17 protein-coding genes are annotated in these 21,746 nt (G+C 62.8%); 11 read left to right on the forward strand and 6 right to left on the reverse strand.

Annotation, left to right across the window (positions count from 1 at the left end):
- The first annotated feature begins 42 nt into the window (after positions 1–42).
- The 3 genes from C9383_RS12285 to C9383_RS12295 all read left to right on the forward strand — a co-directional run bounded on the left by C9383_RS12285 (position 43) and on the right by C9383_RS12295 (position 3,788).
- Entirely contained in the window at positions 43–939 is an 897-nt protein-coding gene (locus C9383_RS12285) for a LysR family transcriptional regulator (protein ID WP_090371986.1), read from the forward strand.
- A 223-nt stretch (positions 940–1,162) separates the two neighbouring features.
- The gene (locus C9383_RS12290) at positions 1,163–2,113 is read left to right on the forward strand and encodes a GlxA family transcriptional regulator (protein ID WP_090371983.1); all 951 of its coding nucleotides are present in this window, start codon (positions 1,163–1,165) and stop codon (positions 2,111–2,113) included.
- Between the two features lie 178 nt (positions 2,114–2,291).
- Positions 2,292–3,788, forward strand: a complete 1,497-nt coding sequence (locus C9383_RS12295) for an ATP-binding protein (protein WP_090371981.1) — start codon at positions 2,292–2,294, stop codon at positions 3,786–3,788.
- Here the strand turns inward: C9383_RS12295 and C9383_RS12300 are convergent.
- Entirely contained in the window at positions 3,735–6,530 is a 2,796-nt protein-coding gene (locus C9383_RS12300) for an ATP-binding protein (RefSeq protein ID WP_090371979.1), read from the reverse strand. The two genes, C9383_RS12295 and C9383_RS12300, sit on opposite strands and share 54 nt — an antisense overlap.
- 319 nt (positions 6,531–6,849) lie before the next feature.
- On the opposite strand from C9383_RS12300, the gene C9383_RS12305 reads away from it, so the two are divergent.
- Complete coding sequence (locus tag C9383_RS12305; protein WP_090371977.1) at positions 6,850–7,425, forward strand: flavodoxin family protein; 576 nt, start codon at positions 6,850–6,852, stop codon at positions 7,423–7,425.
- 31 nt (positions 7,426–7,456) lie between these two features.
- Here the strand turns inward: C9383_RS12305 and C9383_RS12310 are convergent, their stop codons facing one another.
- Positions 7,457–7,891, reverse strand: coding sequence for a helix-turn-helix domain-containing protein (locus C9383_RS12310; protein ID WP_090371975.1), 435 nt, complete (start codon positions 7,889–7,891; stop codon positions 7,457–7,459).
- 328 nt (positions 7,892–8,219) lie between these two features.
- Between C9383_RS12310 and C9383_RS12315 the strand changes: the two genes are divergently transcribed.
- On the forward strand, positions 8,220–9,143 hold the full coding sequence (locus C9383_RS12315; RefSeq protein ID WP_060756390.1) for a LysR family transcriptional regulator: 924 nt from the start codon (positions 8,220–8,222) through the stop codon (positions 9,141–9,143).
- Between the two features lie 18 nt (positions 9,144–9,161).
- Here C9383_RS12315 and C9383_RS12320 read toward each other — a convergent pair whose 3' ends face one another.
- From C9383_RS12320 to C9383_RS12335, 4 genes are all read right to left on the reverse strand, one after another.
- Positions 9,162–10,589 carry a mechanosensitive ion channel family protein gene (locus C9383_RS12320; protein ID WP_090371972.1) on the reverse strand — a complete coding sequence of 476 codons (1,428 nt, stop codon included), beginning with the start codon at positions 10,587–10,589 and terminating at the stop codon, positions 9,162–9,164.
- Positions 10,590–10,652: 63 nt separating this feature from the next.
- Positions 10,653–11,669 carry an alpha/beta hydrolase gene (locus C9383_RS12325; RefSeq protein WP_090371970.1) on the reverse strand — a complete coding sequence of 339 codons (1,017 nt, stop codon included), beginning with the start codon at positions 11,667–11,669 and terminating at the stop codon, positions 10,653–10,655.
- Between the two features lie 439 nt (positions 11,670–12,108).
- Positions 12,109–12,831, reverse strand: coding sequence for a FadR/GntR family transcriptional regulator (locus tag C9383_RS12330; RefSeq protein ID WP_090371967.1), 723 nt, complete (start codon positions 12,829–12,831; stop codon positions 12,109–12,111).
- Between the two features lie 48 nt (positions 12,832–12,879).
- Positions 12,880–14,616, reverse strand: coding sequence for an IlvD/Edd family dehydratase (locus C9383_RS12335; RefSeq protein ID WP_090371965.1), 1,737 nt, complete (start codon positions 14,614–14,616; stop codon positions 12,880–12,882).
- Positions 14,617–14,807: 191 nt separating this feature from the next.
- Between C9383_RS12335 and C9383_RS12340 the strand changes: the two genes are divergently transcribed.
- The 6 genes from C9383_RS12340 to C9383_RS12365 form a co-directional block, all read left to right on the forward strand.
- Positions 14,808–16,130, forward strand: a complete 1,323-nt coding sequence (locus C9383_RS12340; RefSeq protein ID WP_090371963.1) for an MFS transporter — start codon at positions 14,808–14,810, stop codon at positions 16,128–16,130.
- A gap of 15 nt (positions 16,131–16,145) precedes the next feature.
- Positions 16,146–17,135: an AraD1 family protein gene (araD1, locus tag C9383_RS12345; RefSeq protein WP_090371961.1), complete on the forward strand. Its 990-nt coding sequence runs from the start codon at positions 16,146–16,148 to the stop codon at positions 17,133–17,135.
- A gap of 10 nt (positions 17,136–17,145) precedes the next feature.
- Positions 17,146–18,726 (forward strand): aldehyde dehydrogenase (NADP(+)), encoded by a 1,581-nt coding sequence (locus tag C9383_RS12350; protein WP_090371958.1) that lies wholly within the window; start codon positions 17,146–17,148, stop codon positions 18,724–18,726.
- Between the two features lie 16 nt (positions 18,727–18,742).
- Positions 18,743–19,606: an SMP-30/gluconolactonase/LRE family protein gene (locus tag C9383_RS12355; RefSeq protein ID WP_090371956.1), complete on the forward strand. Its 864-nt coding sequence runs from the start codon at positions 18,743–18,745 to the stop codon at positions 19,604–19,606.
- Between the two features lie 38 nt (positions 19,607–19,644).
- Positions 19,645–20,649 (forward strand): substrate-binding domain-containing protein, encoded by a 1,005-nt coding sequence (locus C9383_RS12360; protein ID WP_090371954.1) that lies wholly within the window; start codon positions 19,645–19,647, stop codon positions 20,647–20,649.
- Positions 20,646–21,746, forward strand: a 1,101-nt coding sequence (locus C9383_RS12365) for an ATP-binding cassette domain-containing protein (RefSeq protein ID WP_107338869.1), incomplete at its 3' end; no start/stop codon positions are given. The genes C9383_RS12360 and C9383_RS12365, both read left to right, overlap by 4 nt.

A 21,746-nucleotide genomic window follows, 5' to 3' on the forward strand; every position in this document is an offset into this window, starting at 1 on the left:
TGGGCATAGTGGTTCGCTTGTTTTTTTGTTCGGAATTGGCTGATGGACAAATTGCTGGCGCTGAAGATGTTCGTTGAAACCGTGCGGTGTGGCGGCTACTCATCTGCGGCGCGCAAGCTGGGTCTCTCGACGTCTTCGGTGACGCGGCAGGTGGCCGGCCTGGAAAGTGCCTTGGGCGCCAGCCTGCTTAATCGCACCACACGCAACACCAGTGTCACGGCTGCGGGGCAGGCTTATTTCGAAAAGGCCGTGGTGATTCTCGACGCCGTCGACGAAGCCGATGCCACCGTCGCCGACCGTGGCACCGAGATCCAGGGGCACCTGCGTGCCAGCGTCCCGGTGGAGTTCGGGCGACGCATTATCGCGCCTCACCTGGGGCGTCTGCTTGAGCGTCATCCGGGCCTGGAGATCAGCCTATCGTTGAGCGATCGGGTCAGCGACCTGATCAGCGAGCGCATCGACGTGTCTGTGCGCCTCGGTTCTTCGATGGTCAACGAGGACGTCGTCAGCAAGAAGATCGGGGATTTCCAGCGTTGGGTCGTGGCCAGTCCGGAGTACCTGGCGCAGGCCGGTCTGCCGCTGCATCCCAATGACCTGCTCAACCATCAGTGCCTGCGGTTTGACTACGGCGCGGCGCACCACGACTGGACGTTCCAGGGCGACGAGGAAACCTTGCGCCTGAGCGTGCAGGGGCGCTTGCAAAGCAACAACGCCGACATCCTGCGTGAAGCGGCATTGGCGGGTGGCGGGGTGGCGCTACTGGCCGACTGGCTGGTGCGTGACGATGTCGGTCGGGGCCATCTGACCCGTGTGCTGGAGCAGTATGAAGTCAATCCCGGCACCGCCAGCACCGGCATCAATGCGCTGTACCTGCCTAACCACCGTGGCTCGCGCCGTATCAATGTGTTTATCGCATTCCTTGAGGAAATCCTCGGCTAACGCCCTTCATCTGGCGTACGGTTTCTGCCAGCCGGCGCAAGCCCGGCGCGTGGGTTGCGCGGTAGCGCGAGCCATTTACGATCAAAGCTGAAATCGAAATACTGTCTCGCCAAGGTTGACAGTAGTGTGCGTGGGTTCACGTTTCCTTCACGTTGCAATTGGCCATAATGGTCAGTGCTGACCCACGTCTCCTATTTCCTTTGACATCAGTGATTTCCAACCCATGAAAACCGTGGCAATGGTGCTGTTTCCAGACTTTCTCCTGCTCGATATGGCCGGGCCCATGGAAGTGTTTTCCATCGCCAATCGTTATCTGGCGGCGGCCGACCATTATCGGCTGTTGACGATCGGCACCGAGCATGGCGCCTTGCGCGCCTCCAATGGCGTCAATGTTCAGGCCGACGTGCACATAGACCAGGCCGGCGACAGCTATGACCTGTTGCTGGTGCCGGGCGGCCCGGGGGCCTACAACGCAAAGCACCGGCCGTTGCTCGACTGGCTGCAGGGCGCGGTCAGCCGGTCGGCCAGGTATGGCTCGATCTGCACCGGGGCGTTCATATTGGGGCATGCCGGTTTGCTCGACGGTTATCAGGTGACGACTCACTGGCATTACACGGAGCGGTTGATTCGGGCGTTCCCCAAGGCAATCGTCAAGACCGATCAGATTTACGTGCAGGATCGCAACCTGAACAGTTCCGGCGGGGTCACCGCCGGCATCGACCTGGCGCTGGCGCTGGTCGCTCAGGACCACGGCAAGAAAATCGCCCAGGACGTGGCCAAGGTCTTGCTGGTGGTGATGAAGCGCCAGGGCGGACAGGCGCAGTTCAGCCCGTTGATGCCCGCCGTGGCGCCGCCGGAAACGCCGGTAGCCCGGGTGCAGAACTATGTGCTCGAACACATTGATGAGGCCTTTAGCGTCGAACGCATGGCCAGCCTGGCGAATATGAGTGCGCGACATTTCGCCCGGGTGTTTGCCCGTGAAGTGAACATGACGCCCATGGAGTTTTTGCAAAGCGCGCGTATCGACTGGGCCCGCAGCCTGCTGGAAACCAGCGACCTGCCGCTCAAGACCGTCGCCTACAAGAGTGGTTTCGGCAGCGTGCGGCACATGCGTTTTCTGTTCGGTGAAAAACTCGGCTTGACCCCCGCCCAGTACCGCGAACTGTTCAGCTGAGGCGCGGTTGTCCGTCCTGCGCACCGGGATGGCCGTGACGCTCCCTCCAGGGCGGTTGTCCCGTCACGGGTGTCTGCCAAGATGTTTATGAACTCTTGGCAATGGAGATGCGAGAGCCTGGGCGAACTCGTGCAATGCGCTACCTCGAGTCGGGCCAGGTTTTGCGCACTGAATGTGCATGAACAGACTCAGCGATTTAAACAACAGTGCGGTGTTGCGGTTTGGTCCGTATGTGTTTCACACGCGCCAGCGGCTGATCCTGCACGGTGATCGGCCGCTGCGTATGGGCGGGCGGGCCCTGGATATCCTCCAGGTACTGGTCGACCACGCGGGCGACGTGGTCAGCAAGGAGGCATTGATTGCCCAGGTCTGGCCGACTTCGGTGGTCGAAGAAATCAACCTGCGTGTGCACATCGCCGCCCTGCGTCGGGCCCTCAACGATGGCCAGGACGGCTGTTGCTACATCGTCAATGTTCCCCAGCGCGGTTATTGCTTTGTCGCCCCGGTGCAACGCGAGCCGGACGGGCTGCCGGTTTCGATCGAGACCGTTGAGCAACCCCGACACAACCTGCCGGTACGGATCACGCCGGTGATCGGTCGGGATTCGCTGGTGGGCAGCGTGGTCCGGCAGTTGCCGGTGTGCCGTTTCATGACACTGGTCGGCCCCGCCGGCATTGGCAAGACCACGGTGGCTTTGCGCGTGGCCGAACTGTTGTTGCAGCACTATGACGATGGCGTCTGGTTGGTGGATCTGGCGGCACTCGATGATCCGGCGCGGCTCGTCGATTATCTGGGCCAGACGCTTGAACTGGACGTGGCTGGGAAGGCGCTGGCGCAACGGCATGCGTTGCTGGTGCTCGACAATTGCGAGCACTGGCTCGAATGCTGCCGAAAGCATGTGGAGAGCCTGTTGGCTGCGGCGCCACGGTTATCGATCCTGGTCACCAGCCGCGAGCCGCTGCGGGCTGCGCGGGAGACGGTGCAGTGTCTGCCGGCCCTGGCGGTGCCGCCGATGTCAGCGTTGCACAGTGTCGGCGAGACCCTGAGCTATTCGGCGGTGCAGTTGTTTGTCAGCCGTGCCCGTAGCCGCCAACAGGGCTTTACTCTGCGTGAGCAGGACCTCCCGGCCGTGCGGGAAATCTGTCGGCGCCTCGACGGTCTGCCGCTGGCCATCGAGCTGGCGGCGGCGCAGATCGATGCGCTGGCACTGGTTGGGCTGCGCGCGCAACTGGATAACTGTTTTCAATTGCTGACCCAGGGCCGGCGCACCGCCGTCGCGCGGCATCAGACACTCAAGGCCGCATTGGACTGGAGCTATCAGCGCCTGAGCCCGTTGGAACAGACCGTCCTGCAAGGGCTGGCGGTGTTCAAGATAGCCTTTACGTTGGACGCAGCCATCGGCGTCATCAGCTGTGCGGTGCTGCGGCCCGCCAGCCTCGTCGAAGTGATAGACCGGCTGGTGCATAAATCGCTGTTGTCCGCTGAACAAAGCAATGGCATCACCCGTTATCGGTTCCTCAACACCACCCGCACTTACGTCCTGGAAAAACTGGAACTGAGCGGGCTGCAGCGCGTGTTTGAAGTGCGTTATGCCGGCTACATCAGCCGGGCACGCTGGGTCTCAGGCAAGCCGGTGTTGTTGCAACTCGTCAAGCAAGCGACGGACTTTGCTTAGGTCCGGGGTGGCAAAGCCTTCGGTAAACGCGTTGTAGAGGGGCGCCAGCAAATCGTGGGCTTGTTGCAGGCGTCCTTGACGCTGCCAAAGCTCGGCCAGGGATGTCGCCGTGCGCAGTTCCCACGCCCGTGCCCCCTGGGCCCTGGCAATTTCCAGGGCTTGGAGCAGCACCGTCTCGGCAGCACTCTGGCTGTTTTGCGCAAGCAGGGCATTCGCTCTGGCCCGCAGGATTTCCGCTGTGCTCCAGCCGGCAGCGCCGTTTTCGGCGCGTGCCAGCAAGGCGTCATCGACGAAACCGCTATCCAGGGTGACCATGATTTCATGGATCAGCCCGCCGCCGGCTGTCGCGGTCGGATGTGCGCCCTCGGCATCGAGCACCTGCGCATACTGCCGGGCCCAGTTATAGAACAGCAGCACCGAGTGCTTTTGTGCCTGTTCGAGCAGCAGGCGCAACAGCTCGCGGGCCGTTTGGCGGTCACCGTTGTAGTGCGCGATCAGGCACCCGGACAGCGCCAGCGTGTAGCAGATGGACGTGCCGTGGTCGATCTGGACGGCAATGTCCAACGCCTGCCGGGCAGTCTTCCAAGCCTTTTCGGGAAGGCCCTGTAACCAGAGGATCCGCGCCAGAATGGTCAGGGACGCGACGCTCTGGTCGTACTGGATGCCAAAGCCATGGGTGAAGCGATTGAGGTGCCCGCTCTGGGCCATGCACTGGAGGACCTGTTCGGCGCGCTGGCGTGCCTGGTGCTGGTCACCGGCAAAGTGCAGGGCCAGCACCTGCAAACGCTGGGTACTCAGGGAAACGGCGGCGTTGCCTTGCACGCCCAGGCGATCGAATTGCAGGCTCTGTTCCAGGGCCGTTTGATAGTTGCCGCAACTGAGGTTGACCGCCATGTGCCCGGACACGGCCCGGAGCTGGCCGGCCAGGTCGTTGTTGCTTTCGGCCAGGGTTCGGGCGCTTACAAAGGCTTCGACGGTTTCGGCGGTGCCCCCTTGGGTGTGGTAGCAGGCGCTGCCGAGGGCGAGGTTGAGGGCCATTTTCAGGCGGGGGCAGGGCGCGGGCGTCAATTGGAGCAGGGCCAGGGCCTTGCGCACGTAGACACCGTGCTCCTTGAGCAGCGACAGTTCCTGCCAGAGGGGCGTCGACACCGAAGCCAGCTGGATCGCCACGGTCTGTGGCCCTTGCGCGTTAAAACCCCAATCCAGGGCCGCGCGGATGTCTTCCAGGTGGCGCGCGTAGCGCTCGATCCAGACCTCGGTCTGGACCTGCTCCCAATCGTTGCCGGCCTGGTGCATCAAGGCCAGGCAGCTCTCGGCGTGACGTTGCAGGGTGCCCTGCAAATCATTTGCTCGGTCGAGTTTTTCCAGGGCATAGCTGCGGGTGGTGTCGAGCAGACGGTAGAACACCCGCTCTTCACCGACCTCCACGTTCAGCAGGGACTTGGCCACCAGTTGCGTAATCGCGCCTAGCACCGCGTGGGGTTCGAGGTGCTCTGCGACAATCACCGTCGCTGCGGCCTCCAGCGTGAAACTGCCCCTGAATACACTCAATCGGCGCAGGCTGATCTGTTCACAGGGCGTCAGCAGCTCGAAGCTGCAGTCGAGTGTTGCGCGCAGGGTCTGATGCCGGCCCAGGGTCGTCTGGCCGCCCTGTGCGTACAAGCGAAAACTGCCTTGCAGTTGCTTCAACAGTTCGCTCAGGCCGAGGCTGTTCACGTGTGCTGCGGCCAGTTCGATCGCTAACGGAATACCGTCCAGGCGGCGGCAGATCTCGATCGCCAGAGGCAGTTCGTCATCGCTCAGTTCGAAGCTGTCATGGCTGGCCATTGCCCGTTCGACGAACAGTTGCACCGCCGAAAAGCCCAGGGCCTGGGAGCGCTCCAGCGCAGCGATGGGCGGCGGGCAGTCGAGTGTTTCCAGGCGCTGCACGAATTCGCCTTCGGCCCGCAGGCTCTCGCGGCTGGTGGCCAGAATGTGCACATCGGGCGCCCCGCGAAGGAGGCTTTCGCTGAGTAGCGCAATCGCGTCGATCAGATGTTCGCAGTTATCGAGGACCAGCAGCATCTGCCGTTCATGCAGGAAGGTCGTCAGCGCGCTCAGCGGCTCGGCGTCGTGCAACGACAGCTCCAGCAGCGTCGCCAGGTGGTTGGCGATCATCGCGGGATCGCTGATCGAGGCCAGGTCCAACAGGCGGATGCCGTCCCGGTAGCGACCGATCAGTTGTTCGGCGACGCGCAGCGCCACGCTGGTCTTGCCGATCCCCCCAGGGCCGACAAGGGTGATGAAACGCTGGCGTGGCAATTGCGTTACCAGACTGTCAACCAGGGTCTGGCGACCCACCAGGCGCGTGTGACGGATCGGCAAGTTATGCCCGCGCTGCCCCTGGCCGCTGCTCGGCGGGCGTTGTTCGGCAGGTGCCAGCGAATACGGCGCGACGAAGCTGTAACCCCGCTGGGCCACGGTGACGATATAGCGCTGGCCGGCTTGACCGTCGCCGAGGGCTTTGCGCAGCGCCGCGATATGCACACGCACATTGATGTCTTCGACGACGCTGTTGGGCCAGACCCGTGCGATCAACTGCTGCTTGCTGACCAGGTTCCCGGCATGCTCCAGCAGGATCAACAGAATGTCCATGGCGCGCCGGCTCAGGCGCAGGGGCTGGTCGGCCTCCAGCACCAGGCGTTGTCCGGGGTAAACCCGGTAAGGGCCGAAATGCACAGCCTGTTCGGGGGAAAGGGTCAACGGGTCACTCCTGCCTGCATGCGTCTATCACCGGGTATCCGAGCATGTTCCTGAGTTTTTTGCGGCAGCGCAACGCGGCGGTACCGGGTATACGTTGCCGGCGGCGTTTGTGGTGCCGTTCACCCGTGCCGTATCGACTGGGGCTGCGCTGACAAAAGGCTGAGTCGCGGCTTTTGGCGCCCCCTGAGAATTAACAACGTTTAACTCGTCCTGCGTCTGGTTTACACCCAAAAATCCAAGGCTTCCAGTCCATCAACCGAAGGCACTGGTTTTTGTGCTCGTGCAGCAAAAGGGATGGACACTTCAGGAGAAGGCTGGAATGAGCGACGTGGTGGTGGTCTATCACAGCGGTTATGGCCATACGCGGGTTATCGCCGAAGCGGTGGCTCAGGGGGTGGAGCGGCACTCGGGCAGTACGTGCCGGCTGATCCCGGTCGAGGAGGTGGACGGGCAGTGGGACTGCCTGCACCGCGCCGACGCGATCATCTTCGGCGCCCCGACTTACATGGGCAGCGCATCGGCGTCCTTCAAGGCCTTCATGGAGGCCACCGCGTCGTTCTACCTGGCGCAACCCTGGCGCGACAAGCTGGCTGCCGGGTTCACCAACTCCGGTTGCCTGTGTGGCGACAAGCTCAACACCTTGCTGCAGATGGCCGTGTTCGCCGCCCAGCACTCGATGATCTGGGTCGGCCTCGACCTGTTGCCGGCGCGCTCCAGCGTTGGCCGGTTCGATGGGCAATTGAATCGTCTGGGCAGCTCCCTGGGGGTCATGGCCCAATCAAATGTCGAGCAGTCCCCGGACCATGCGCCACCTGCCGAAGATCGCTGCACCGCCGCTCACCTGGGGGAGCGGGTGGCGCGCCTGGCCGAACGCATGCACCCTGCGTCGGGTTGATGCGTCGCATCCCATCCCCACAAGGCTCAGCTCAGCAGTGAGCGGCTTGCGCTGCTGAAGAGGCAGGCAGGGCCCGTACGGCCTGGCAACGCCAGGCGAACGGGGTGATGCCTTCGCTGCGGGTGAACATGTGGCAGAAGTGCGCCTGATCGCAGAAACCACACTCCAGGCTGATTTGCGTCAAGGTCAGGTCGGTGTCCTGGATCAGTTGCTTGGCGCGCAGGATGCGCTGGCAACGAATCCAGTCCTGGGGCGCCAAGCCGGTGCTGGACTTGAAGGCGCGAGAGAAATGACTGCGCGACAGGGCGCAGGCCCGAGCGAGTTCGGTGACTTCCAGCGTTTCACTCAACCTTTCGAGGATCAATTTCTTGACCAGGCTTTCCCGCCAGGGAGAAAGGCCTCCGGTGGTCGGGACGCGCGTTTGAGTGGTTGATACACGGACGGCGTTGTACTGAGCGTGGGCCATGGCAAATATCCGTATCGATGGGAGCGCGCCGGCGCACTGCGCGATGGCTCAGCAGCTTCCCGCGTTAGAAAACAGTCCTGCACAGAGGGCTTCATTTTTGGGCGCGGGTCGGTGGTTGGCGAGTTAAACGTTGTTAATTCCCTGCCTGTGCAACAGCATCCATTGAGCACATTGCTGCAATTTCTTGCGCTGAAAACGCGTGCATAATTGCGCGTATTTCGCCGGAGCCTATCGAACGCGGGTTTTACCGGCGGGCGGCAAGAGCGCCGATGCTCGAGTGAAGTTCGACTGAGGCGTACCTGGCTCAACACACAATGGGACTGTGCCTATGAACCGTAATGATCTGCGCCGCCTGGACATGAACCTGTTGGTGATTTTCGAGGCCCTGATGTTCGAAAAGAACCTGACCCGTGTGGCTGAGAAGCTGTTCATGGGGCAGCCTGCGGTGAGTGCTGCGCTGGGGCGCCTGCGCGATTTGTTCGACGACCCGCTCCTGTTGCGCAATGGTCGCGGGATGGAGCCGACGGCGCGAGCGTTGGCGATTCTTAAAGAGCTGCAACCGGCGATGGACATCATCTCGGGTGCCGTCAGCCGGGCCAAGGAGTTTGACCCGGCGACCAGCTGCGATGTGTTTCGCATAGGCCTTTCGGACGATGCCGAATTTGGTCTGTTCCCGCCGTTGCTGCGCCAGTTGCAGCAGGAGGCGCCGGGCATTGTCGTGGTGGTGCGCCGGGCCAATTATCTGTTGATGCCGGCCTTGCTCGCCTCAGGGGAGATCTCCGTGGGGGTCAGCTACACCACCGACTTGCCGGCCAACGCCAAGCGCAAGCGGTTGCGTGATATTGCCTGCAAAGTGTTGCGCGGGGATGACCGGCCTGGTGAGCTGACGCTCGATGAGTACTGCCAGCGCCCCCACGCGATGGTGTCGTTCTCGGGCGACCTGAGCGGCAACATCGACCTCGACCTTGCCAAAGTCGGGCGTGCCCGGCGCGTGGTGCTGGGGGTTCCGCAGTTCAGTGGCTTGCGGGCGATGCTCGCCGGTACCGAAATGATCGCCACCGTGCCCGACTACGCGGCGTGCGCCTTGGTCGAAGGTTGCGCCCTGCGCGCCGAAGACCCACCGTTTCCCATCGATGCGGCGCAACTGTCGATGGCCTGGAGTGGCGTTCACGACAACGATCCGGCAGAGCGCTGGTTACGTTCGCGGATCAGTCAGTTCATGTCGCAACCCCTGGACATCGCGACCCCCTAGATCCGGCTGAAAGCGGGGTCAGCGTTTTTGCAACCAGCCCAGGAAACCGCCTTTCCTGACCGGTACGGGCTTAGCCATCAACGCCAGCCGACTGTTCTGTTGCCGTACCGCCTGCAACTTGTTCAACGCCTGGCCGACCTCGCTGCGCTGCGCCATGCACTGGCGGGTCAGCTGCTTGTCGAGACGGTAGATGATCGAGGAGGTCAGCGCGGTGAAGGTCGCCTGGGACGGTGTATCGGCAAGGATGCTCTGTTCGCCCATGACCTCGCTCGGCCCCATGCGACCGGCCTCGGCCAGCCCATTGCTGTCGGACACGCTGACACTGACGATACCGGTGGCAATCACAAACAGGCTGTCCGGCACTTCGTCCAGATCCAGCACCACCTGGCCGGCGCTGTATTGTTGCGGCACCATTGATTCGGCGAGGCGGTCACGCTCCTCATGGCTGAGCGAGCGGAAAACCTTCACCTCATCGAGCAACGCACGGGCGCGGCTCGAGGGTTCGATCACACCGTCCGGATGCCGCGAGATACCCGCCGCCTCAAGATGCCGATGGGCGAGGTCGAACAACTGGTTGCGCACGTCGCCTTTCCTGGCCAGTTCGGCGATGAAACCGCTGGCCACGTATTCGGACATTTCCTCTCCCGCCTCTTTGAGCAACGCTTTCGGCGCCGGGTTGAGCAACAGGCTGCTGCTGCCTTGCAGCGTCCGGTCGAGGGCATCGAGTACCCGGCGCGGCCGCACGTGATTCGGCACCTTGATGCTGATCGACACGCCGTGCAGGTTGGTGGGGCGGCTGAGGTTGACGATCTTGGCCTTGGCCGCCACCGAGTTAGGCACCACCGCCAGGGTGCCGGCGCTGGTCAGCAGATGGGTGGCACGCCAGTCGATATCGAGCACCTTGCCTTCGACGCCGTCGATCATCACGAAATCGTCTACCTGATAGGGCTTGGTGGTGTTGAGCACGATGCCGGAGAACACGTCGCTCAACGTACTCTGCAGCGCCAGGCCGACCACAATGGCGACCACCCCGGAGGTCGCGAGCAAGCCTTTGACCGGCAGCTCCAGCACATACCCGGCGGAGGCGACAATGGCCGCCAGGAACACCAACGCGCCGATCACGTCCTGCAACAACCGACCGCTGTGCCCGATGCGCCGCATCAGAATCAGGCCGACCACTTCGGTCAGCACCCGTGCGGCGTACAGCCACCAGAGTATTCCCAACGCCGTAGCGCCCAGTTGCGCAACCCGGTCATCGGCAAACGACGGCGCCTGCAACGGGCTGACGCCGGCATTGATGACCAGCGCGCTGAACGCCACGAACAACAGCAAGCGCACGCCGATGCGCGAGGCGCGGTGCGTGAACGGGGCGAGATGCCAGAGCAACGCGTCGAGCACCAGCAGCAGGGCGCTCCAGGACAACGGGTGGGTGAGGAAAAGGCTCATGGATTGCACTCCGGCGGGTACAAAAAAACTCGCCACACCCTGAGGTGTGGCGAGAGGTCGGACTCAGTTCAGATGCGTCTTGAGTTCGGCTGCGGCTTGACGTACCGCCGCTTTGACTTCCGGAATCTGGCTCAGCGGATTGAGCAGGCCGAAGTCATGAATCATCCCGTTGTAGCGCACCGCAGTCACCGGTACACCGGCCGCGTCCAGGTGGCGGGCGTAGCTTTCGCCTTCGTCACGCAGCACGTCGAACTCGGCGGTTTGCACCAGCGCGGCAGGCAGGCCCTTGAGCTGTTCGGTGCTCGCATTCAGGGGGGATGCGTGGATCTGTGCACGTTCGGCCGGGTTGGTGGTGTAGTTGTCCCAGAACCACTGCATCATGCCTTTGGTCAGGAAGTGGCCTTCGGCAAACTGCTGGTACGAGGCGGTTTCGAACCCGGCGTTGGTCACCGGCCACATCAGCAGCTGGAAGCGCAGGGCCGGGGTGTGCTGTTCCTTGGCTTTCAACGCCACCACCGCTGCCATATTGCCGCCGACACTGTTGCCGGCCACCGCCAGACGCTTGCCGTCGACGCCGATGTCTTTGCCGTGCTCGGCCACCCATTGGGTGGCGGCGTAGGCCTGGTTGATCGCGGTCGGGTAATGGGCTTCCGGCGACGGGGTGTAATCGACGTACACGGCAACTGCGCCGGAGCCGACCACCAGATCACGAATCAAGCGTTGGTGGGTCGGGAAGTCGCCCAGCACCCAACCGCCACCGTGGAAGAACATGAACACTGGCAACTCGCCCTTGACCTTGGCCGGACGCACCACTTTCAGGTTGATCACCTGACCGTCAACCTGGATCGCCTTGTCGCTGACCTCAACCCCCGACAGATCGACCTTCACCGACGCCTGGGCACCGGTCAGCACGCTGCGGGCATCTTTCGGGCTCAGTTGTTCCAGCGGTTTGCCACCGCCGGCGGCAAGGGCGTCGAGGAACGCCTGGGTGTTGTGTTCGACGCCAGGGCTGCCGGCGGCGAAAGCATTGCCGATGGACAGGGCGAGCAGGGAAGCGGTAAGGGTTTTCTTGAGGCTCATGATTAATTCCTTTTTCAAACGTTCGAGTTTTTATGCCGTGGGATCGGGCTGCTGTGACACTGGGTTCAGGTCTCAGCAACACCGTGGGCACAGATTAATGAGGCGCTCGAAAGTGAAAAAGCGGCTGGAAGCCGTTTAACTGTCAATCAGAATGTGACAATTAGCTTGTTCGAAAGCGGCTTTATAAGGCCGCGCCCGCTGCGTTTTTGATCTTGATCTTGCTTTTGATCTTAAGCGCCCCGTCAAACCACGCTGGCCGAACGCAGGCTTGAATCCGTGGGTAACCCGGCAGGACGCCGGGTTAGCCGTCCTGGGCCAGGGATGGCCCATAGGCCGCCACGGGAGCAAGCTCCCTCGCCACAGGTTTCAACCTGGCACCAGAATTGTGTCGATTCCCATGTGAGATGGGGGAGGAGGCTTACTCAGGCGAGCAACGAGCCTACAACGGCGTCAACACATTCATCACGGTATCCAGCGCCACACGGGTGTCATCCAGCTGCACCAGCGAAGCATGCCGGGCACCGAGCGCGTCTCGGTTCTGGATCGCGGTGAGGATCGCCTTGTGCCGGGGCAGGCTGAGGCCCTGGATATCCGGACGTTGGTTGGTGATATTGATCGACTCGCGCAACGGCAGCGACAGCATGTTGCACATGTAGGCGAGCAAATCGTTGCGCGTGGCGTCGGCGATGGCCCGGTGAAAATCCAGGTCGGCCTGCAGCAATTGTTCGTGAGTCTGCGCGGTCTCCATGCCACGGTAGGCCTCCTCGATCGTGGCGATGTCCTCGACGGTGGCGGTGGTCGCGGCCATCGCGGCGATTTCCGGTTCGAGAATGCGCCGTACACCGGCCAGGGTGTTGAAAAACTCACTATGGGGCGTGGACTGCATCAGCCAGGACAACACGTCCGGGTCGAGCAGGTGCCATTTCACACGCGGCCGCACCACCGCGCCGACCCGCGGCTTGGAATACACCAGGCCCTTGGCGCTGAGTACTCGCGTGGCCTCCCGCAACACCGAGCGGCTGACCTTGTATTCCTCGCAGAGCGTGGCTTCCAGGGGCAGTTTTTCTTCGGGCTTGAAGCGGCCGGAAACGATGTGCATGCCCAAGTCCTGAACGATCTGGGCATGCATGCTCTTGCGCGGTTTGGGCGGCTGGTGATCCATAACGACAGGGATGCTCTGACTTAGATTCGCGGCATCATAGCATCCCAATTAGTGGGAATGACGTGGGACTTCAGCGCCACGGCAACCCACCAGGAAGTCAAAGTCGCAGCCTTGGTCGGCCTGCAACACATGGTCGATATACAACTGGCGGTAGCCACCGACGATCAGCTTCTGCGCGGGCTTGAGGTCGGCCATGCGCGCTGCCAGCTCCGCGTCGGGGATGTCCAGGTGCAAGCGGCCGTTGGCGCAGTCGAGTTCGATCCAGTCACCTTCCTGCACCGCAGCCAACGGCCCGCCGGCTGCGGCTTCCGGTGCGACGTGCAAGACCACCGTGCCGTAGGCGGTGCCGCTCATGCGTGCGTCGGAGATGCGCACCATATCGGTGACACCCTGGGCCAGCAGCTTGGCCGGCAGGCCCATGTTGCCGACTTCCGCCATGCCTGGGTAACCCTTGGGGCCGCAGTTTTTCATGACCAGGATCGAGTTGGCATCCACGTCCAGCTCCGGGTCGTTGATGCGTGCCTTGTACATATCGAAGTCCTCGAACACCACCGCGCGGCCTCGGTGTTGCATCAGCTCGGGGCTGGCGGCCGAAGGCTTGAGGACTGCACCCAATGGCGCCAGGTTGCCACGCAAGACGCAGATACCGCCGTCGGCGCGGATCGGATTGTCGAGCGTGCGGATGACCTCGTCCTGGCCGTAGATCGGCGAGTCCTGGGTGTTCTCGCCGAGTGTTTTACCGTTCACGGTCAGGGCATTCGGATGCGGGATCAGGTTGGCTTCACCCAGACGGCGCAGCACGGCGGGCAGGCCGCCGGCGTAATAGAACTCCTCCATCAGAAAACGCCCCGACGGCTGCAGGTCGACGATGGTCGGCATGCCACGGCCAATGCGGGTCCAGTCGTCGAGGTCGAGTTCCACGCCAATGCGCCCGGCGATGGCTTTCAAGTGGATCACGGCGTTGGTCGAACCGCCGATGGCTGCGTTCACACGAATCGCGTTTTCAAAGGCTTCCTTGGTGAGGATCTTCGACAGTTTCAAATCTTCGCGCACCATCTCCACGGCGCGCATGCCGGACATATGCGCCAGCACGTAACGCCGCGCATCCACGGCCGGTATTGCCGCGTTGTGGGGCAGCGACGTGCCCAGCGCCTCGGCCATGCAGGCCATGGTCGACGCGGTGCCCATGGTGTTGCAGGTGCCCGCCGAACGCGACATGCCACCCTCTGCCGCAAGGAAATCATCCAGGCTGATGGTGCCGGCCTTTACCTGTTCGCTGAGCTGCCAGACCACGGTGCCCGAGCCGATGTCCTGGCCCTTGTGCTTGCCGTTGAGCATCGGCCCACCCGTGACCACGATGGCCGGTACGTCGCAACTGGCCGCTCCCATCAGCAGGGCCGGGGTGGTCTTGTCGCAGCCGGTCAGCAGCACCACGCCGTCGATGGGGTTGCCGCGAATGGCTTCCTCCACATCCATGCTCGCCAGGTTGCGGGTGAGCATGGCGGTCGGGCGCAGGTTCGACTCGCCGTTGGAGAACACCGGGAATTCCACGGGGAAGCCGCCGGCCTCGATCACGCCGCGTTTGACGTGCTCGGCGATCTGGCGGAAGTGCGCGTTGCACGGGGTCAGCTCCGACCAGGTATTGCAGATGCCGATGATCGGTTTGCCATGGAACTGATGGTCGGCAATGCCCTGGTTCTTCATCCAGCTGCGGTACATGAAGCCGTTCTTGTCGGCAGTACCAAACCACTGGGCGGAGCGTAGGCCGGGCTTTTTATCAGACATGATCGATTCTCTTATTGTATGACTATATGTTCTATCTGCGGCTAAACATAAGCGTAAAAACCCTGCTTTGGAAGAGTTGTTTTGCAAATAGTCATACTATATAGTTTGTCTCAACTGAGGTATGACCCTGGCGGATGTTCGCGAGAGGTGTCCCCCGAGCTTCTATAAAAACAACAATCGGAGATCGACCCATGAGCCAGGAACTGCGGCTTATTCGGCGCATCACGCTGAAATTGATTCCCTTCCTGATCCTGCTGTACCTGATCGCCTACGTGGACCGTTCCGCCGTGGGCTTCGCCAAATTGCACATGGGCGCCGATGTCGGCATCGGCGACGCCGCCTATGGCTTGGGTGCCGGGTTGTTCTTTATTGGCTACTTCCTGTTCGAGATCCCCAGCAACCTGATGCTCGACCGCTTCGGCGCACGCCGCTGGTTTGCGCGCATCATGGTGACCTGGGGCGCGATCACGATCGGCATGGCCTTCGTGCAAGGCCCGCACAGCTTCTATGTGATGCGCTTTTTGCTGGGCGCGGCGGAGGCGGGCTTCTTTCCGGGCGTGCTCTACTACATCACCCAGTGGTTTCCGGTACGCCATCGCGGCAAGATCCTTGGGCTGTTCATCCTGTCCCAACCCATCGCGATGATGATCACCGGCCCGGTCTCCGGTGGCCTGCTGGGCATGGATGGCCTGCTCGGCCTGCACGGCTGGCAGTGGCTGTTCATCGTGATCGGCACGCCGGCGCTGCTGCTGACCTGGCCGGTGCTGCGTTACCTGCCGGACGGTCCCCGTCAGGTCAGCTGGATGAGCGACGACGAGAAGGCCTGGTTGACCGGTGAACTCACCAAAGACTTGCAAGCCTACGGCCAGACCCGTCACGGCAACCCACTGCACGCCTTGAAAGACAAGCGCGTGTTGCTGCTGGCGCTGTTCTATCTGCCGGTCACCCTGAGCATCTATGGCCTGGGCCTGTGGCTGCCGACCCTGATCAAACAGTTCGGTGGCACTGACCTGGTCACCGGTTTCATCTCGGCCGTGCCCTATGTCTTCGGCATCATCGGCCTGCTGATCATCCCGCGCAGTTCCGATCGCTTGAACGACCGTTACGGCCATCTCGCGGTGCTTTATGTGTTGGGGGCCATCGGCCTGTTCTGCAGTGCCTGGCTGAGTCTGCCGGTGCTGCAAATGGCGGCGCTGTGCCTGGCGGCGTTCGCGCTGTTTTCCTGCACGGCGGTGTTCTGGACCTTGCCGGGGCGGTTCTTTGCCGGCGCCAGTGCGGCAGCGGGCATTGCCTTGATCAACTCGGTGGGCAACCTCGGTGGCTATATCGGCCCGTTCGTGATCGGTGCGCTCAAGGAGTACACCGGCAACCTGGCCTCGGGCTTGTACTTCCTGTCTGGCGTAATGGTGTTCGGGTTGTTGCTGACCGGCGTGGTCTACCGCCTGCTGGAACTCAAGCATGTACTGCCCGCCGACCAATTCGCCGCCAGTGCCCGTGGCGCCACCCGTACTTAATGGAGGAGAAGCTTCATGCGTTTAGTTCAGTTCGAGTTGCACAACGGTGAGCGTCGCGTCGGCGTAGTGGACGGCCATCAACTGCGCGAAGTGCGGACGGCCCACAGCGTGCGAGAACTGGCGCTGGCCGCCATCGAGGCGGGCGTCAAGTTGCAGCAGCAGGTGGAGAGCCTCGGCCTGGGCGCCAGCCACGACTACGCGGCCTTGCTGGCCGGGCAGCAGATCCTGCCCCCGCTGGACCATCCGGACCCGGCCCATATGCTCATCAGCGGCACCGGCCTGACCCACCTGGGCAGCGCCGCCGCACGCGACAAAATGCACCAGGCCGGTGACGACAGCGCACTGACCGACACCATGCGCATCTTCAAGTGGGGCGTGGAGGGCGGTAAACCCGCCGCCGGCCAGGCCGGTGTGCAACCGGAATGGTTCTACAAGGGCGATGGCAGCATCGTCGTGCGTCCGGGCCAGGCCTTCGCGGTGCCGCCGTTTGCCGAAGACGCCGGTGAAGAACCGGAAATCGGCGGCCTCTATGTGATCGGCCCGGACAGCCGGCCGTATCGCCTGGGCTTCGCGGTGGGCAACGAGTTCTCCGACCACGTGATGGAGCGCAAGAACTACCTGTACCTGGCCCATTCCAAACTGCGCAGTTGCAGCTATGGCCCGGAGTTGCGCGTTGGTGAGTTGCCCCAGCACCTGGCCGGCACCAGCCGCATCCTGCGCAATGGCGAGGTGATCTGGCAGAACGAGTTCCTCAGCGGCGAGGCCAATATGTGCCACAGCCTGGAAAACCTCGAGTACCACCACTTCAAATACCGTCAGTTCCTCAAGCCTGGCGATGTGCACATCCATTTCTTCGGCACCGCCACGCTGTCATTTGCCGACGGTATACGTACCCAACCGGGCGATGTCTTCGAGATCAGCCAGGCCGAGTTCGGCGCACCGCTGGTCAACAGCGTCGGCAGCGTTGACGCGGCATTCGAACCCGGCCAAGTAGTGCCCCTTTAAGGAGATCGACATGACCCAGTTCCTCGGCCACAACTACATCGGCGGCCAACGTAGCGGCAACGGCAGCGTCAAGCTGCAAAGCATCGACGCCGTCACCGGCGAAGCCTTGCCGCAGGATTTCTACCAGGCCACCGCGCAGGAAGTCGACGCCGCCGCCCAGGCCGCAGCGCAAGCTTATCCAGCCTACCGTGCCTTGAGTGCCGCACGTCGTGCACAGTTCCTGGACGCCATTGCCGATGAGCTGGACGCGCTGAGCGACAACTTCGTTGAGCTGGTGTGCCGCGAAACCGCATTGCCCGCCGCCCGTATCAAGGGTGAACGCGCACGTACCAGCGGCCAGATGCGTCTGTTCGCCAGCGTGCTGCGCCGTGGTGATTTCTACGGTGCGCGCATCGACAAGGCCTTGCCGGATCGCCAACCATTGCCACGTCCGGATCTGCGCCAATACCGCATCGGCCTGGGCCCGGTCGCGGTGTTCGGTGCAAGCAACTTTCCGCTGGCGTTTTCCACGGCCGGCGGTGACACCGCCGCTGCGCTGGCGGCTGGTTGCCCGGTGGTCTTCAAGGCGCACAGCGGGCACATGGCCACGGCTGAACAGGTGGCCAACGCAATTATTCGTGCGGCCGAGGCCACCGAAATGCCGGCGGGCGTGTTCAACATGATCTTTGGCGGTGGCGTCGGTGAGGCGCTGGTCAAGCACCCGGCGATCCAGGCGGTGGGGTTTACCGGTTCGCTCAAAGGCGGGCGTGCCCTGTGCGATATGGCGGCGGCACGCCCGCAGCCGATCCCGGTGTTCGCCGAAATGTCGAGCATCAACCCGGTGATCGTGTTGCCCGAGGCCCTGCAAGCGCGTGCCGACACCATCGCCCGCGACCTGACCGCCTCGGTGGTGCAAGGCTGCGGCCAGTTCTGCACCAACCCTGGCCTGGTGATCGGTATCGCTTCGCCGGCGTTCACCACGTTCACCCAGCAGGTGGCGCAGTTGATCGGTGAGCAACCGGCGCAGACCATGCTCAACGCCGGCACGCTTGGCAGCTACGGCAAAGGCTTGCAAAAGCTGCTGGCGCATCCGGGTATTCAACACCTGGCGGGGAATGCCCAAACCGGCAACCAGGCGCAGCCGCAGTTGTTCAAGGCCGATGCCCGTCTGCTGATCGATGGCGATGACGTTTTGCAGGAAGAAGTGTTCGGCCCCACCACGGTGTTTGTCGAAGTGGCCGATCCGGCGCAACTCGACGCCGCCTTGCACGGCCTGCAGGGTCAGCTCACGGCGACGATCATTGGCGAGCCGGCCGACCTGCACCAGTTCGCTGCGCTCACGCCGCTGCTGGAGCAGAAGGTCGGGCGCATCCTGCTCAACGGCTACCCGACCGGCGTGGAAGTGTGCGATTCGATGGTGCATGGCGGCCCGTACCCGGCGACCTCGGATGCGCGTGGCACCTCGGTCGGCACCCTGGCCATCGACCGTTTCCTGCGCCCGGTGTGCTTCCAGAATTACCCTGATAGCCTGCTGCCCGACGCGTTGAAAAACGCCAACCCATTGCGTATCCAGCGCCTGGTGAATGGCACGCCATCGCGCGATTCGCTGTAAGGCACCCGGAGGTTCCATGTCGTGTCATGCGGTCACTGCACACCGTGCACAATTGGGCGAAGGCCCGTTCTGGGACGTGCCGACCCAGGCGTTGTATTGGGTCAATATTGCCGGCAAACAGGCACTGCGCCTGATGAACGGGCAGTTGCAGATCTGGCAGCTGCCCGAGCACGTCTCGGCGTTTATCCCGTGTGCCCGGGGCGACGCGCTGGTGACGTTGAGCAGTGGCGTGTATCGCCTCGACCTGAGCACCGAAGCCTTGACGCTGCTCTGTGTGGCCGACCCGCAGCCGGGCAACCGTGGCAATGAAGCGCGCTGCGATGCCCAGGGCCGCCTCTGGCTGGGCACCATGCAGAACAATATCGGCGAACACGGTGAAGACCTGCCGATTACCCGGCGTTCCGGCGGGCTGTTCCGTATCGACGCCGATGCACAGGTCACGCCGTTGCTGCGGGGCCTGGGCATTCCCAACACGTTGCTGTGGAATGAGGAGGGGACCCAGGTGCATTTTGGCGACAGCCTGGACGGTACGCTTTACCAGTATTCGATCCAGCCCGACGGCCAGTTGGCAGCGCCACAGGTCTGGTTCGGTCCGCACAGCCGCGGCGGCCCGGACGGCTCGGCGATGGACGCCGAAGGCTACCTCTGGAACGCACGCTGGGACGGCAGTTGCCTGCTGCGCCTGACGCCCACGGGGGAGGTGGACCGCATCATCGAGTTACCCGTCAGCCGGCCCACCAGTTGTGTCTTCGGTGGGCCGAACCTGACCACCCTGTATATCACCAGTGCCGCCAGCCCCTTGGATCATCCCCTGGATGGTGCGCTGCTGGCCATCGAGGTCGACGTGCCAGGCACACCCTGTCACCGCTTTGCCGGTTAAACAACCAGACTTGAAAACAACAATAAGGAGTCACCCGTATGAATCTTCGTCGTGGTATCCGTTCCCTGTGCTGCACCGCGGTGGCGGTCTCGGCCCTGAGCCTGAGTGGCCTGCTGCTGGCCGCTGAAGAAGTGAAGATTGGTTTTCTGGTCAAGCAGGCCGAAGAACCGTGGTTCCAGACCGAATGGGCGTTTGCCGAAAAAGCCGGCAAGGAACATGGTTTCACGGTGATCAAGATCGCCGTGCCCGACGGCGAGAAAACCCTCTCGGCCATCGACAGCCTGGCCGCCAACGGCGCCAAGGGCTTTGTGATCTGCCCGCCGGATGTCTCCCTCGGCCCGGCGATTGTCGCCAAGGCCAAGGCCAACGGCTTGAAAGTGATTGCGGTGGATGATCGCTTTGTCGATGCCAAGGGCAACTTCATGGAAGACGTGCCGTACCTGGGCATGGCCGCCTTTGAAGTGGGCCAGAAGCAGGGCGCCGCGATGGCCGCCGAAGCGAAAAAACGTGGCTGGGACTGGAAGGATACCTATGCGGTGATCAATACCTTCAACGAGCTCGACACCGGTAAAAAACGTACCGATGGTTCGATCAAATCCCTGGAAGAAGCCGGCATTCCCAAGGACCACATCCTCACTGCCGCGCTCAAGACGCTCGACGTTCCCGGCAGCATGGACGCCACCAACTCGGCCCTGGTCAAGTTGCCCAGCGGCGCGAAGAACCTGATCATCGGGGGCATGAACGACAACACCGTGCTCGGCGGCGTGCGCGCCACCGAAAGCGCAGGGTTTGCCGCCGCCAACGTGATCGGTATCGGCATCAACGGCACCGACGCCATCGGCGAATTGAAGAAGGCCAACAGCGGCTTCTTCGGTTCCATGCTGCCCAGCCCGCATATCGAGGGCTACAACACCGCGCTGATGATGTACGAGTGGGTCACCAAAGGTACCGAGCCGCCTAAGTACACCGCCATGGACGAAGTGACGCTGATCACCCGTGCGAACTTCAAGGAAGAACTGACCAAGATCGGGCTGTGGAAATGATGGCTGCGGCCCTGCGGTTTGACGGTATCGGCAAGACCTTTCCCGGGGTCAAGGCGCTGGACGGCATCTGCTTCACCGCCCACCCGGGGCAGGTGCACGCCTTGATGGGCGAGAATGGCGCGGGCAAGTCGACGCTGTTGAAGATCCTTGGCGGTGCCTACATCCCAAGCAGCGGCACGGTGCAGATCGGCGAGCAGACCATGGCCTTCAAATGCGCCGCCGACAGCATTGCCAGCGGTGTCGCGGTGATCCATCAGGAGTTGCACCTGGTGCCGGAAATGAGCGTGGCCGAGAACCTGTTCCTCGGGCACTTGCCGACGCGCTTTGGCGTGGTCAATCGAAGCCAGCTGCGCAAGCAGGCGCTGGCGTGCCTCAAGGGCTTGGCCGATGAGATCGATCCGGACGAAAAGCTGGGACGCCTGTCGCTGGGCCAGCGCCAGCTGGTGGAAATCGCCAAGGCACTGTCCCGTGGCGCCCATGTGATTGCCTTCGACGAGCCGACCAGCAGCCTGTCGGCGCGGGAGATCGACCGCTTGATGGCGATCATTGCGCGCTTGCGCGATGAGGGCAAAGTGGTGCTGTACGTGTCCCATCGCATGGAAGAGGTGTTCCGTATTTGCGATGCGGTGACCGTGTTCAAGGACGGCCGCTTCGTGCGCACCTTCGACGACATGCGCGCTCTGACCCACGACCAGTTGGTGACCTGCATGGTCGGTCGCGATATCCAGGATATCTACGACTACCGTGCGCGCGAACAGGGCGCGGTGGCGCTCAAGGTCGACGGCCTGCTTGGCTCGGGCTTGCGCGAGCCGATCAGTTTTGAGGTGCGCAAAGGCGAGATTCTTGGGTTGTTCGGGCTGGTCGGGGCCGGGCGCACCGAGCTGTTGCGCCTGCTCAGCGGCTTGGAGCGTGCCAGCGCCGGCACGCTGGAACTCTGTGGTGAGCCATTGCCGCTGCGCTCGCCTCGCGACGCGATTGCCGCCGGGGTGTTGCTGTGCCCGGAGGATCGCAAGAAGGAAGGCATCATCCCGCTGTCCAGCGTGGCCGAGAACATCAACATCAGTGCCCGTGGTGCGCATTCGAGGTTTGGCTGGTTG

This window comes from Pseudomonas palleroniana (genome assembly GCF_003031675.1).
Classification (GTDB): Bacteria; Pseudomonadota; Gammaproteobacteria; order Pseudomonadales; family Pseudomonadaceae; genus Aquipseudomonas; species Aquipseudomonas palleroniana.

Excerpts from the sequence above, each read along its gene's own strand:
- C9383_RS12295 (WP_090371981.1), top strand. The coding sequence starts at position 2,292 with ATGAACAGACTCAGCGATTTAAACAACAGTGCGGTGTTGCGGTTTGGT.
- araD1 (WP_090371961.1), top strand. The coding sequence starts at position 16,146 with ATGCGTTTAGTTCAGTTCGAGTTGCACAACGGTGAGCGTCGCGTCGGC.
- C9383_RS12340 (WP_090371963.1), top strand. The coding sequence starts at position 14,808 with ATGAGCCAGGAACTGCGGCTTATTCGGCGCATCACGCTGAAATTGATT.
- C9383_RS12350 (WP_090371958.1), top strand. The coding sequence starts at position 17,146 with ATGACCCAGTTCCTCGGCCACAACTACATCGGCGGCCAACGTAGCGGC.
- C9383_RS12360 (WP_090371954.1), top strand. The coding sequence starts at position 19,645 with ATGAATCTTCGTCGTGGTATCCGTTCCCTGTGCTGCACCGCGGTGGCG.
- C9383_RS12315 (WP_060756390.1), top strand. The coding sequence starts at position 8,220 with ATGAACCGTAATGATCTGCGCCGCCTGGACATGAACCTGTTGGTGATT.
- C9383_RS12330 (WP_090371967.1), bottom strand. The coding sequence starts at position 12,831 with ATGGATCACCAGCCGCCCAAACCGCGCAAGAGCATGCATGCCCAGATC.
- C9383_RS12310 (WP_090371975.1), bottom strand. The coding sequence starts at position 7,891 with ATGGCCCACGCTCAGTACAACGCCGTCCGTGTATCAACCACTCAAACG.
- C9383_RS12290 (WP_090371983.1), top strand. The coding sequence starts at position 1,163 with ATGAAAACCGTGGCAATGGTGCTGTTTCCAGACTTTCTCCTGCTCGAT.
- C9383_RS12305 (WP_090371977.1), top strand. The coding sequence starts at position 6,850 with ATGAGCGACGTGGTGGTGGTCTATCACAGCGGTTATGGCCATACGCGG.
- C9383_RS12285 (WP_090371986.1), top strand. The coding sequence starts at position 43 with ATGGACAAATTGCTGGCGCTGAAGATGTTCGTTGAAACCGTGCGGTGT.
- C9383_RS12325 (WP_090371970.1), bottom strand. The coding sequence starts at position 11,669 with ATGAGCCTCAAGAAAACCCTTACCGCTTCCCTGCTCGCCCTGTCCATC.
- C9383_RS12335 (WP_090371965.1), bottom strand. The coding sequence starts at position 14,616 with ATGTCTGATAAAAAGCCCGGCCTACGCTCCGCCCAGTGGTTTGGTACT.
- C9383_RS12355 (WP_090371956.1), top strand. The coding sequence starts at position 18,743 with ATGTCGTGTCATGCGGTCACTGCACACCGTGCACAATTGGGCGAAGGC.
- C9383_RS12320 (WP_090371972.1), bottom strand. The coding sequence starts at position 10,589 with ATGAGCCTTTTCCTCACCCACCCGTTGTCCTGGAGCGCCCTGCTGCTG.